The organism is Sphingobium sp. AP50, assembly GCF_900109095.1.
GTDB lineage: Bacteria > Pseudomonadota > Alphaproteobacteria > Sphingomonadales > Sphingomonadaceae > Sphingobium.
Window position 1 is genome coordinate 950,272 of sequence record NZ_FNYZ01000001.1, and the last position, 12,857, is coordinate 963,128.

10 protein-coding genes are annotated in these 12,857 nt (G+C 62.0%); 4 read left to right on the plus strand and 6 right to left on the minus strand.

The window, feature by feature from the left end; all coding sequences use genetic code 11:
• Positions 1–4: 4 nt before the first annotated feature.
• Positions 5–817: a DUF4274 domain-containing protein gene (locus BMY84_RS04765; RefSeq protein WP_177203895.1), complete on the minus strand. Its 813-nt coding sequence runs from the start codon at positions 815–817 to the stop codon at positions 5–7.
• 353 nt (positions 818–1,170) lie between these two features.
• Between BMY84_RS04765 and glmS the strand changes: the two genes are divergently transcribed.
• Complete coding sequence (gene glmS / locus BMY84_RS04770) at positions 1,171–2,994, plus strand: glutamine--fructose-6-phosphate transaminase (isomerizing) (protein ID WP_093081107.1); 1,824 nt, start codon at positions 1,171–1,173, stop codon at positions 2,992–2,994.
• A 39-nt stretch (positions 2,995–3,033) separates the two neighbouring features.
• Here the strand turns inward: glmS and BMY84_RS04775 are convergent, their stop codons facing one another.
• The 4 genes from BMY84_RS04775 to BMY84_RS04790 form a co-directional block, all read right to left on the minus strand.
• Positions 3,034–4,083 carry a tyrosine-protein phosphatase gene (locus tag BMY84_RS04775; RefSeq protein ID WP_093081110.1) on the minus strand — a complete coding sequence of 350 codons (1,050 nt, stop codon included), beginning with the start codon at positions 4,081–4,083 and terminating at the stop codon, positions 3,034–3,036.
• Between the two features lie 72 nt (positions 4,084–4,155).
• Positions 4,156–6,558 carry a TonB-dependent receptor gene (locus BMY84_RS04780; protein ID WP_093081113.1) on the minus strand — a complete coding sequence of 801 codons (2,403 nt, stop codon included), beginning with the start codon at positions 6,556–6,558 and terminating at the stop codon, positions 4,156–4,158.
• 209 nt (positions 6,559–6,767) lie between these two features.
• Positions 6,768–8,381 carry a bifunctional GNAT family N-acetyltransferase/carbon-nitrogen hydrolase family protein gene (locus BMY84_RS04785; protein WP_093081115.1) on the minus strand — a complete coding sequence of 538 codons (1,614 nt, stop codon included), beginning with the start codon at positions 8,379–8,381 and terminating at the stop codon, positions 6,768–6,770.
• Positions 8,382–8,476: 95 nt separating this feature from the next.
• A complete protein-coding gene (locus BMY84_RS04790; protein ID WP_093081118.1) occupies positions 8,477–9,697 on the minus strand; it encodes an NADP-dependent isocitrate dehydrogenase in 1,221 nt (406 codons plus the stop codon).
• Between the two features lie 160 nt (positions 9,698–9,857).
• On the opposite strand from BMY84_RS04790, the gene BMY84_RS04795 reads away from it, so the two are divergent.
• Both BMY84_RS04795 and BMY84_RS04800 read left to right on the plus strand, forming a co-directional pair.
• Positions 9,858–10,592, plus strand: a complete 735-nt coding sequence (locus BMY84_RS04795) for a phosphatidylserine decarboxylase (RefSeq protein WP_093081121.1) — start codon at positions 9,858–9,860, stop codon at positions 10,590–10,592.
• 190 nt (positions 10,593–10,782) lie between these two features.
• Positions 10,783–11,514 (plus strand): CDP-alcohol phosphatidyltransferase family protein, encoded by a 732-nt coding sequence (locus BMY84_RS04800; protein ID WP_093081767.1) that lies wholly within the window; start codon positions 10,783–10,785, stop codon positions 11,512–11,514.
• A gap of 2 nt (positions 11,515–11,516) precedes the next feature.
• On the opposite strand, the gene BMY84_RS04805 is transcribed toward BMY84_RS04800, so the two are convergent.
• The gene (locus tag BMY84_RS04805) at positions 11,517–11,744 is read right to left on the minus strand and encodes a hypothetical protein (RefSeq protein WP_093081769.1); all 228 of its coding nucleotides are present in this window, start codon (positions 11,742–11,744) and stop codon (positions 11,517–11,519) included.
• 255 nt (positions 11,745–11,999) lie between these two features.
• Here BMY84_RS04805 and rpsB point away from each other — a divergent pair, with 255 nt between their 5' ends.
• A complete protein-coding gene (rpsB, locus tag BMY84_RS04810; protein WP_093013169.1) occupies positions 12,000–12,758 on the plus strand; it encodes a 30S ribosomal protein S2 in 759 nt (252 codons plus the stop codon).
• The last annotated feature ends 99 nt before the right edge of the window (positions 12,759–12,857 follow it).

The window sequence follows — 12,857 nt, forward strand, 5'->3', positions numbered from 1 at the left end:
CGCGCTATGATGGCGTCTGGATCAGCGTGATCGGGATGCCGTCATGATAGGGCAGGGTGGCGACCATACGGCCGGGCAGAGCCAGTCGCATGGATGGCGGCACGCGCCGCAGATCATCGTCGGATACGCTTGTCGCGACATAGGCTGGCGGATCGAAGCGGATTCCGTGGGAAGGATAGCCAATGCCTTCCCACCGTTTGCGGATGAAATCGAGCAATGCGCCGTCGTCGCTGTCGTCCGGCTGATCGAATGGCTCGCCCAGATAGAAAATCGCAAGTGCCGTGGCGGCATCGCAATCCGGGCGGCTGACAATCCAGTGCAACGGAATGGTGCCTTGATCCCAGTTCCATTGCAAAGCGGCATCATGCCAGCGATCGGGATCGCCCTGCTTCAGCCAGTCGGCATAGCGCACCAGTTGCGGCGCCGCTTTACCCCATAATAGCGTGTTGGCAGCCCAATAATCCAGCCGTTCCTCCGGGTCCGTCAGCATTGAAAGCTGCGTCGCTACCGCGCGTTGGTGATCATGGCGTGCCTGATTTTCGGCTGCCTGAAGACGCTCTTTCGTCCGTCGGGCCGCAATTTGTTCCGCAAGGGCGTTCGTCGCCTGCCAGATGTCTGGATAGGTATCGCGAAGCCAGCCATAGCGCAGCATCGTGATCTGCACGATCTGGTTACGATCGCCAAGGTCGATCAGAAGTTCCAGCCCGTCATTCAGGCAGGGAATGTGATAGCGGCTGCGGCCACTGGTCGAACGCCATCCCGGAATCGTGCGAGCATTCTTGAACAGCCGGGATATGGCGCGGAAATTTTCGCCCATCTTCAGGCCAAGAATGGGAATATCGTCCGGAAAATCGGAGCGGTATTCGATAGCGAAAACACGCTCATCTTGTGCGCCGACATGCCAAGGCAAATCTTTGGAACCTCCGTTGGTGCCGGCGGCCTGTAGTCGAACCCGGGCGTCTGCCACACGCATGCCAGGACGCAGAGAGGCGATGGCTTGGAAGGCGATGCGATCTGTCATGCAGAGGGGTGTCGCAACAGGAGGTGAAAAATGGATGAAATCTTCTTCATCCTGCGGCCATGCCCCTGTTGCACCGCCTTCATTAATGGCATGGCCACGACTTCGCCCTATAGGGGCGCGATCTCATCTGTTCGGCGGGGCTTTCCTTCATGTGCGGCATCATTGGTATCATTGGCAAGGACGAGGTTGCGGAGCGGCTGGTCGATGGCCTCAAGCGACTGGAATATCGCGGCTATGACAGCGCCGGGGTCGCCACCATCCATGATGGCGCGATCGAGCGGCGCCGGGCCGAGGGGAAGCTCAACAATCTGGTGAAGGAACTGGTGGCGGAGCCGCTGCCCGGCACGACCGGGATCGCCCATACCCGCTGGGCCACCCATGGCGCGCCGACGACCAGCAATGCCCACCCGCATGCAACCGGCGAAGTGGCGCTGGTGCACAATGGCATTATCGAGAATTTCAAGGCGCTGCGCGAGGAACTGATCGGGCGGGGCCGGGTGTTCGATAGCCAGACCGATACCGAAGTCGTCGCTCATCTGGTGAGCGAACTGGTGGAGCAGGGCGCCAGCCCCAGGGATGCGGTGCGCCAGGTGCTGCCGCGCCTGCATGGCGCCTTTGCGCTGGCGATCGCCTTCCGTAGCCATCCCGACATGCTGATCGGTGCGCGGCTGGGGTCGCCGCTGGTGGTGGGCTATGGCGATGGCGAAACCTATCTGGGCTCCGATGCGCTGGCGCTTGCGCCGCTGACGCAGCGTATCGCCTATCTGGACGAAGGCGACTGGGTCGTCATCACGGCCGATGGGGCGGAGATTTTCGACAAGGATAACAACCCCGTTGAACGCCCGGTGACGATCAGCGGCGTGTCCGGCGCGATGATCGACAAGGGCAATCACCGCCATTTCATGCAGAAGGAAATTTACGAGCAGCCGGTCGTCGTGGCCCAGACGCTCAAGGCCTATCTGCAACGGATGGACGATCGGGTGTCGTTGCCGATCCCCGATTTCGACCTGTCGGCTATCCGCCGCGTCACCATCGTCGCCTGCGGCACCAGCTTTTATGCCGGCATGGTCGCGCGCTACTGGTTCGAGCAGTTTGCGCGGGTGCCGGTGGATTTGGATTTCGCGTCGGAGTTTCGCTATCGCGAACCGGTGATGGAGGAGGGCGGTTTGGCCCTGTTCATCAGCCAGTCGGGCGAAACGGCCGATACGCTCGCCGCGCTACGCTATGCGCGGGCGCAGGGGCAGAAGATCGCGGTCGTCGTCAACGTCCCCACCAGTTCGATGGCGCGCGAGGCGGACCTGCTGCTGCCCACCCATGCCGGGCCGGAAATCGGCGTGGCGTCGACGAAGGCGTTTACCTGTCAGTTGGCGGTGCTGGCTGCCCTTGCCGCCAATCTGGCGCGGGCGAAGGGCAGGTTGAGCGACAAGGACGAGAAGGAGATCGTCCGCCATCTGGCCGAGGCGCCTGCCGCGATCAACGGCGCGTTGGCCTATGACGAGGCGATCGAGGCGATGGCGCATCATATCGTGCCGGCGCGCGACGTGCTCTATCTGGGCCGGGGCACCGATTATCCGCTGGCGCTGGAAGGGGCGCTCAAGCTCAAGGAAATCAGCTATATCCATGCCGAGGGCTATGCCGCGGGCGAGATGAAGCATGGGCCGATCGCGCTGATCGACGAACTGGTGCCGGTGATCTGCATCGCGCCGAGCGGGCCTTTGTTCGAGAAGACCGTCAGCAATATGCAGGAAGTGCAGGCGCGCGGCGGCAAGGTGGTGCTGATTTCCGACTATGACGGGGTCCAGGCGGCGGGCGAAGGATGTCTGGCGACGATCACCATGCCCAAGGTCCATCCGCTGATCGCGCCGATGGTCTATGCCGTGCCGGTGCAACTGCTGGCCTATCATGTCGCGGTGCTGAAGGGCACCGATGTCGACCAGCCGCGCAATCTGGCGAAAAGCGTTACGGTCGAGTGAAGGAATAGGCGGGAGGGGATGGCCCCTCCCGCCATTTCCCTATTCCGTATAATGGGCGCGTAGCGCAGCGAGTTCGACTTTGGATACGCCGGCTTCCTGCGCCAGATAGGCGTCGACCGATCCCCATTTCTTCTCGATTTCGTCAAAGGCGAAAGCGAGGAAGGCGGTGCCTTCCGCGGTCTTGAGCGGCTGCGGTTTCGCAGCGGCCGGGTTCTGCTGATAGCGGGCGAACATCTGCGCCACCGGATCGCCGGCATGGGCGGCCGGATCGATCTTCGGCATTTCCCATTCGGGGCGGCGATAGTCGGTGGAGAGGTGATAGTCGGTCAGGATCACGTCGCGCGGCACGCCCAGCGCCGACAGGATCATCGCGGTGACGAAGCCGGTACGATCCTGCCCGGCCGAACAATTATAGGCGATCGCGCCATCCCGGTTCAGCAGGTCGGCGAACACCAGCTTCAGATGGGGCGCCAGCATGGTCGGCATGGTCCGATAGACGCCTTCGCCATTGCCGGGGTTGTTGCCCTTGAGCAGGCTGCTCATCGAATAGCCGATCGCCTGATAGGGAACGCCCTCGATCCGGCTGGGAGCCAGAACGCGCTCCTCACTGGATCGCAAGTCGACCAGATGGGCAAGGCGCAGGCCCTGAATCTGGGTCAGATCGTTCGGCGTCAGCATCGGCTGGCCGCCAGACCGGTAGATCAGGCCCCAGCGGACATGCTTGCCACCGGCCGCCGGATAGCCGCCAATGTCACGGAAATTCGATCCCTGCTCCAGCGGCAGTAGCCGTTCGGCCACGCGGACCGTCTTGCCGGACTTGCTGTCCCGGATCAGGAAATAGGGCCGCTCGCCCGGATTGATGCTGACGCTGGCGCGGCCGTCGCGACTGGCCTTCGCCACCAGCGTCATGGCCTTGACCGGGGCATCGACATCGTCGGACCGGAAGATGTCGACCGGATCGGCATCGGTCCAGCTTAGCGTCGCTTCGCCGGGCGCCGTGCGGCTGACGGTGGGCGCTTCGATCGTGCCGGCCGACGCGGCGGTCGCGGCGGCAAGCGAAAGGAGTGGGAGCAGGAACAGACGTTTCATGGCGGTATAGTCCGATAGTAATATGGCGTATTAATGACGGGGGTCGCGTTTATCGACCCCCGTCACGTTGCGTCAGAAGCGGATGTTCATTTCGCCGCCGAAAGTGCGCGGTTCGTTGAAGAAGCCGCTGGTGCCCGATGTGGGGCTGAGCGATTTGTAGAACATATGCTGTTCGTTGAAGAGGTTGCGCGTCCAGAAGGCGAAGCTCAGCTTCGCGTCGCCATAGCCCAGGTCGATATCGCCGACCGAAATGCGGCTGTTGACGATGAACGACTTCTCACCCTTGGGCTGATACACGTTCCCGGCATTGTCCGGTCCCCTGTAGACCGGGTCGTTATTGCCGGCATAGAAGCCCGAGTCATAATTGCCGTCGATATGGGCGCGCAGGGTCAGACCATTGAGCGGCAGTTCATAATCCACTGCGCCGCTGGCCGAATATTTGGGCGTATAGCTCTGGTAGATCGGTACCGCGATGGTGCTGATCACGCCGGCGGCGTTCGGATAGGGGTTCACCGTCGCGGGGATATGGACATATTGATAGGACCAGCTGCCGGTCATCGTCAGGCCCGTCAGCGGGTTGACCGTCAGCTCCGCTTCCACGCCATGCACGCCGCCGGTGCCGGGGGCATTGATGGTCGACGTGGTTGTCCGCGTCGTGCGGACGCCGCCCGTTTCATAGGGACGGCTGAAATCGACCTGAATATCCTTATACTCGCCGGCATAGCCCGCAATGTTGAAGCGGGCATGATTGTCGAAAAACTCGGTCTTGGCGCCGATTTCGAAGATCGACACGGTTTCCGGATTGAACGCATCATAATTTTGCGATCGGCTATTGGCGCCGCCCGACTTGTAGCCGGTGCTCCACTTGCCATAGACATGGACGTCCTTCGACAGGTCGACGGCCAGGTTGACCATCGGGTCGACACGCGACCAGCTGGCGTCCAGCCCGATCGGGCCGACATTGCCGTCGCGATCGACCGGCGCGGCATTGTTCACGATCGTCAGCGCGCCATGCTTGCTGTCCTTCGACCAGCGCAGGCCGCCGGTCAGGTGGATCGCGTCGTCCAGCAGATCTGGGGTCCAGGTCGCCTGACCGAACAGGCCATAGCTTTTGGTCTTCACATGGCTTTCGCGGTCGATGGCCTGCGCGCCGAAATCGATCTGGCGCAGGACATAGGCGGAGCCGTCCGCATTGGTGAACTGGTTGGTGTAGAAGGCCTGCGCATTGTCATGCACCTTCTCCTGATAATAGAGCGCGCCGCCGACATATTTGATGCGGCCCACTTCACCGATCGCCTGAAATTCCTGGCTCCACTGGTTCTGATCGAACATGGCCAGGCTGTAACGGGCGAACTGTACGCCGGTGAAGCCGCCGGCGGCGTTGGCGGCCAGCGTGGCAGCGGTGGCCGACATGGTGCTGGCGGCAGAGCCATTGTCCCACTGGCTCTGGCTGAGCTTGCGATAGGAACTGATCGACTTGAAGGTCAGATTGTCGGCCGCTTCCCATTCCATGGTCAGGCGATGGCCGTGCACCTTGCCCACGCTGGGCTGCATAGGCACGCCGACATTGGCGGTGCCGACGCGATCGGGCTGGATGGTGCCCAGCGCAGCCTGCGTATTAGTGCCCGGCGCCACCAGATTGAGGTAGAGCGAGGTCGATTCATCCTTCGAAATATCGAAGCTGTAATCGGCGCTGAAGGTGGAGGAGGGGGTCCACAGCGCTTCGGCATGGAAGCCCTGCTTGTCATATTGGTTGAAGCCGGCTGCGCCTTCCAGCGGGTTCTTCACCAGCGGATCGCGATGGGCGACAACGCCGTCGACCTTCACCGCAATATTGTTGAAGGCGGGCAGGTCGAGATGGATTTCGCCCTTATACTGGCCATAATTGCCCATGCCGCCGGTGGCGTTCATGTGGAATTCGCCGGTCGGCTTCTTGGTGGTGATGTTGACGGCGCCGCCTTCGGTATTGCGGCCGAACAGCGTACCCTGCGGACCTTTCAACACTTCGACATTTTCGATGTCGAACAGGGCGGTGCCCAGACCCTGGGCGCGGCCCAGATAGACGCCGTCGACATAGACGCCGACGCCCTGATCGCGGGCGGGCTGGTTGCCGTCCGACAGGACGCCGATGCCGCGAATATTCACGATCAGCGCCGAGTTGCGCGAATAGAAGGGGGCGACCTTCAGCGAGGGGATGGCGCCATCGCCCAGATCGACCAGCGAGGTCACATGGCGGTTGATCAGGTCGTCATTGCGCATCACCGAGATGGAGATCGGCGTGACCTGAAGATTTTCCTTCCGCTTCTGCGCGGTGACGACGATTTCGCCTAGGCCGCTGCCGGCATCACCCGCGTCGGCGGCTTCGCCCGCAACGGCAGCGGGTGCTTCCTGTGCCGCGACGGCGGCGGTCTGGCAGGATGCCAGAAGGATCAGAGTGTAGGCGGTCGTTGCCGCCCAGCGGTGCTGGCGCATCATGATAGTCCCCCGGATATGGATTGGTCCCGCTTCAGTGCGGGTTCGGGGGAGCGGCTAGGCTTCTAATATTTCGGCTTCGGGAATGTTTGATTTCTGATTTGTGAATTACCTAAATGTAATGCTTCCAAATTGTTACAGATGGCAATGTGAGATGGCGCCGCCCGCAAAGCTGCGGGGGCGCTTATCGAGGTAACGAAATGGGGGGCGGGTTAGCCGCCGCCGGGCGAATTATGGCCGCCGGCCGGGACGGGGCCGCCGCTGGGCGCATGCCCATGGTCGGGATTGCTGTCCCATTCGATATGATAGAGATCGAAACGGCGATCGCGCAGGTTGCGGACGGTGCCTTCGGCGCGGGCCCAACTGAGGTCCGCGAGGTTGACGTCCGCCATGGTCAGGGTCTCGACATTCTCGGTCGATTCCGCCGCGATACCATCTCGCGCGAAGGGAAGGTCGCAGGGGGTCAGGATCGCGCTCTGGGCATATTGAATGTCCATATTGTCGACATTGGGCAGATTGCCGACATTGCCGGACATCACGACATAGCATTGATTCTCGATCGCGCGGGCCTGCGCGCAATAGCGCACGCGCAGATAGCCGAGGCGCGAGTCGGTGCAGAAGGGGACGAAGATGATGCGCGCGCCCTGATCGACCAGGCGGCGGGCCAGTTCGGGAAATTCGCTGTCGTAACAGATGAGCACGCCGATCGGGCCGCAATCGGTCTGGATCACGTCGAGCGAGTCGCCGCCCTTGATGTTCCACCAGAAGGCTTCGTTGGGGGTCGGGTGAATCTTTTCCTGCGTATGGATGGAGCCGTCGCGCAGGGCGACATAGGCGATATTCTGGATATCGCCATCGTCGGCGCGGGTCGGGTGGGAGCCGCCGATGATGTTGATATTATATTCCAGCGCCATCCGCCCCAGTTCCTTGGTCAGGCGCGGGGTGTAGCCGGTCAGCTTGTCGATCGCCTCGACCGGGGTCAGCTTCTTCGTTTCGAAGGAGAGCAGGGGCAGGGTGAAGAGTTCGGGGAAGATGATGAAGTCCGAGCGGTAGTCCGCCGCGACATCGACGAAATATTCGACGTTGCGGATGAATTCGTCGAAGTCCTGCACCGCGCGCGCCTGTAGCTGGCAGGTGGCGATGCGCACGCTTTCCACGCCGCGCGGCACGCGCATTTCGGGCGCTTCGTCCGGGTCGACATAGGGATTGCGCCAGACGAGATGGGCGGCGTGACCGTCCGACTGCTTGTCTTCGGGGAGGTAGTTTTCGAGGACGCCGAGCGGCTCGAACTGATTCTTGAGCTGGAAGCTGATTACCTGATCGCGCATCTTGCCGGTGACGACCTTGTCCAGATAGTCGGCCGGGCCGTGGACGCGGCGTTTTGCGCGGGCATAGCCGGGCATGCGGCCGGCTATGACGATGCCGTGCAGGTCCAGTTCCTCGGCCAGTTCCTTGCGCTCGTCGTAGAGGCGCTGGCCGATGCGCAGGCCGCGCAGCTTGGGATCGACCGCCATTTCATAGCCATAGAGCCATTCGCCCGCCGCGCTGTGGCGCGTGCCGAAACCGTTGGCGGTAATCTCATCCCAGTCATGGACGGCAAAGGCCATCGTCTTGCTGACCCGCATGGTCGCGCAATAGCCCACCACCTTGTCGTCATAGAGGGCGATGAAACAGCCGCCGGGGAAATTGTTGGTCTGGCCGCGGATGGTGGCCAGCGAATAATTGGGCATGCCGGGATAGGCGCGGGCGATCAGCCGTTGAATGCCGCGCGCGTCCGACGCGGTCGCCGCGCGGACCTCCAGTCGCTTTCTGGCTGTGGTCGTCATCGCAAGTCTCCCGTTTCTTTCACCCATGAAAAAGGCGGCGCCGGGATGCGGCGCCGCCTCGTTCCGTTACCGTATTGAAACCTTGCGGGAAGGGATCAGTTCCACTTGCCCATTTCGGTTTCCAGGTTGACGCGGATCGCTTCGAAGAACTGTTCCGTGGTCATCCATGCCTGTTCCGGACCGATCAGCAGCGCCAGATCCTTGGTCATCTTGCCGCTTTCGACGGTCTGGATGCAGACCTTTTCCAGCGTTTCGGCGAACTTCACGACGTCCGGCGTGCCGTCGAACTTGCCGCGGAAGGCCAGGCCCTGGGTCCAGGCGAAGATCGAGGCGATCGGGTTTGTCGAGGTCGCCTTGCCCTGCTGGTGCTGGCGATAGTGGCGGGTGACGGTGCCGTGCGCGGCTTCGGCTTCCACCGTCTTGCCGTCGGGCGACAGCAGGACCGAGGTCATCAGGCCGAGCGAGCCGAAGCCCTGCGCAACGGTGTCCGACTGCACGTCGCCGTCGTAGTTCTTGCAGGCCCAGACGAACTTGCCGCTCCACTTGAGCGCCGAAGCGACCATGTCGTCGATCAGGCGGTGTTCGTAGATGATGTTCGCAGCCTTGAACTGGTCGGCGAATTCCTTGTCGAACACTTCCTGGAACAGATCCTTGAAGCGGCCGTCATAGGCCTTGAGGATGGTGTTCTTGGTCGACAGGTACAGCGGCCATTTGCGGTCGAGCGCATAGTTCATGCTGGCGCGGGCGAAATCGCGGATCGAATCGTCCAGATTGTACATGCCCATGGCGACACCGGCCGACGGGAAGTTGAACACTTCCTTTTCGATCTTTTCGCCATTTTCGCCGTCCCACACCATGGTCAGTTTGCCCGCGCTGGGCACCACGAAGTCGGTCGCCTTATACTGGTCGCCAAAAGCATGGCGGCCGATGACGATCGGGTCGGTCCAGCCGGGAACCAGACGGGGGACGTTCTTGATGACGATCGGTTCGCGGAACACGACGCCGCCCAGGATGTTGCGGATCGTGCCGTTGGGCGAGCGCCACATCGACTTGAGGTTGAATTCCTCGACGCGCGCTTCGTCCGGCGTGATGGTGGCGCACTTTACGCCGACGCCATATTCCTTGATCGCGTTGGCGGAATCGATCGTGATCTGATCGTTCGTTTCGTCACGCTTTTCGACGCTGAGGTCGTAATATTTCAGATCGATGTCGAGATAGGGGAGGATCAGGCGCTCGCGGATCCATTCCCAGATGATCCGGGTCATTTCGTCGCCGTCGATTTCCACGACGGGGTTTTTCACCTTGATCTTCGCCATAGCGCCTATTCGCCTTCTTTCTCTTGGGTGGAATATGGGGACGCCCTAGGCAAAGCGGCGGCAATGTTCAACCATTCAGGGGCAGGAATCTGGCCTGTGGGGAGCCATGGGCGGGATCGGTCGTTGTCAGGGGGCAGGTCTCTGCCTAAAGACGGTGCCCATGGACAATGACGAGATCACGATTGCTGCTGGCAGCAATGTAAAATGGCGATTCCCTTCGATACATCCGGAGGGGATGAAATTCGGCCTGATCGCTGCGGCGATCACCGGCATCCTGTTCCTGCTGGGATGGGAGATTGTCGGCTGGCTGATGGTCATGGTGACGATCTGGGTCTTTGCCTTCTTCCGCGATCCGGTGCGCGCCGTGCCGCAGGATGATGGCGCGATCATCGCGCCGGCCGACGGTCTGGTGACGCTGATCCAGCGCGTCCCCCCGCCGCGCGAAATGGCGGGCGCCAACGGTCTGGGCGATCAGCCGCTGATCCGCGTGTCGATCTTCATGAGTGTGTTCGACGTCCATATCAATCGCACGCCGATCGGCGGGACGGTGAAGCAGGTCGTCTATATTTCCGGCAAGTTCCTGAACGCGGACCTCGACAAGGCGAGCGAGGATAATGAGCGCCAGCATATTCTGGTCGAGCGGCATGACGGTCTGCGCGTCGGCTTTACCCAGATTGCGGGCCTGGTCGCGCGGCGGATCGTACCGTTCGTCAAGCCCGGCGACATGGTCGCGGCGGGGCAGCGCATCGGCCTGATCCGTTTTGGCAGCCGGGTCGACGTCTATCTGCCGGCCGGAACCGCGCCGCGCGTGATCCTGGGCCAGCGCACCATCGCGGGCGAGACGATCCTGGGCCAGATCGGCGACCGTCGCGTGGTGGCGGGTATTCAGCAGTGATTTGTCCAGGCCTGCATGCAGGACGTGTCCCGGCGAAGGCCGGAACCCATTGCGGTCCGCTCGACGTGCCGCAAGGGCGGAACTGGGCTCCTGCTTTCGCAGGAGCACGGTCCATTATGATGGGATGTGGCGCATGAGCCGCCAGCGACGCACGGTGCCGCGCGGGTTGCGCCGGGGCATTACGCTGCGGATGCTGGCGCCCAATGCGGTGACGGCGATGGCGCTGTGCTTCGGCCTGACCGGGGTGCGCTACGGCATTTCGGGCGACTGGGAGCGGGCGGTGCTGTCCATCCTGTTCGCCGGTGTGCTGGACGGACTGGATGGCCGCATCGCGCGGATGCTGCGGGGCGAAAGCCGTTTCGGGGCGGAACTGGATTCGCTGTCCGATTCGATCGCGTTCGGGGTCGCGCCTGCGCTGATCCTCTATCTCTGGTCGCTGCACGCCATGCCGAAATTCGGCTGGATTTTCGCGCTGACCCATGCGCTGTCCTGCGCCCTGCGTCTGGCGCGCTTCAACGCCAATATCGATGCCGGGGAACAGCCGCATAAGTCGGCCGGTTTCCTGACCGGTGTACCCGCGCCTGCCGGGGCGGGGCTGGCCTTCGTACCGCTCTATTTGTGGCTGGTAACGGGCGAGGAAATCTTCCGCGCCTGGTATGTCGTCGCGCCCTGGACAGCTTTTTGTGCGTTCCTGATGATTTCCAGCATCGCCACCTATAGCTGGTCGGCGCTGCGTCTGCGCAAGCGCATCCGGCTGGAGGTGATCGCGGTGGCGGGGTTGATGGCGGCGTTGCTGGTGACGGACCCCTGGCTGACCCTGCTGATGATCTGCGCGGTCTATGTGTCGCTGATCCCGTTTGGCATCCTGTCTTATGCGAAGGTTAAGCGGCAGCGCGAAGCAGCGGTCACGGTCACAGAATAAGATCAGGCGGGAAGGGCGCGTCCCTGAGCGGGGGCGCTCGTCTTCCGCAGGCTGTGCGTCACGCGCGGGCGGCTGACGCGGATATGATAGACTTGCGGCGTTTGCGGGATCGGTTCGAACAACAGGGCGGCCACCATCTTGTCATGATAGGTGGCGAACATCCATGTGATGGTCGCGATCGCCAGCAGGAAGGCGCCGGAAAAGAGAGTCGCTGCAACAAGAGTGAACATGTCGACCACTTTCTATCTTGCCATAGCAACGCCATGGCGCATTATGACGTAACCAACGGGCGTTAACCCTATTTGTTCCGTCTGTTCCCCTTATGTTCTCATTCGGGGACGACGTCAAGCCTTGCATTCGGATTTTTTCGCGTCTAATGGCGCGACCATTCCACATGGGAATCGACATATCCGGTGCCGTGCATCGCCTTTGAGGTGATCCCACGGTTCCTGATTCCCAGAGGGCCAACCGGAAGGAGAACTATTATGGCGGCACCTGTCGTCACCATGCACCAATTGATCGAGGCTGGCGCCCATTTCGGCCACCAGACCCACCGTTGGAATCCGCGCATGAAGCCGTACATCTTCGGCGAGCGCAACGGCATCCACATCCTTGACTTGTCGCAGACCGTGCCGCTGTTCGGCCGCGCGCTGGACTTCGTGTCGGCGACTGTCGCCGCCGGTGGCAAGGTTCTGTTCGTCGGCACCAAGCGCCAGGCGCAGGACCCCATCGCTGAAGCTGCTCGCAAGTCGGGCCAGCATTTCGTCAACCATCGCTGGCTGGGCGGCATGCTCACCAACTGGAAGACCATTTCGGGCTCGATCAAGCGCCTGAAGACCCTCGAAGAGAAGCTGTCGGGCGATACCCACGGCTTCACGAAGAAGGAAGTCCTTCAGATGACCCGCGAGCGCGAGAAGCTGGAACTGTCGCTGGGCGGCATCCGCGACATGAACGGCATTCCCGATGTCATGTTCGTGATCGACGCGAACAAGGAAGAACTGGCGATCAAGGAAGCCAACACCCTGGGTATCCCGGTTGTTGCCATCCTCGACTCGAACGTCTCGCCCGACGGCATCGCGTTCCCGGTCCCCGCGAACGATGACGCCAGCCGCGCCATCCGCCTCTATTGCGACGCGATCGCCGCCGCCGCCACCAAGGGCAACCGTGGTGCGCAGCAGGCTTCGGGCGTCGACCTGGGTGCGCTGGCCGAGCCGGAAGCCGAAGAGATCGCCGTTCAGGCCTGATCCGCGGTCTTCGAACTGCAAGAATGACAGGCTAGGGCGCGCTCTTCGGAGACGCGCCCTGCCGCATATTTAAACCCTCTCAGAATTTAGGAGCCTCAA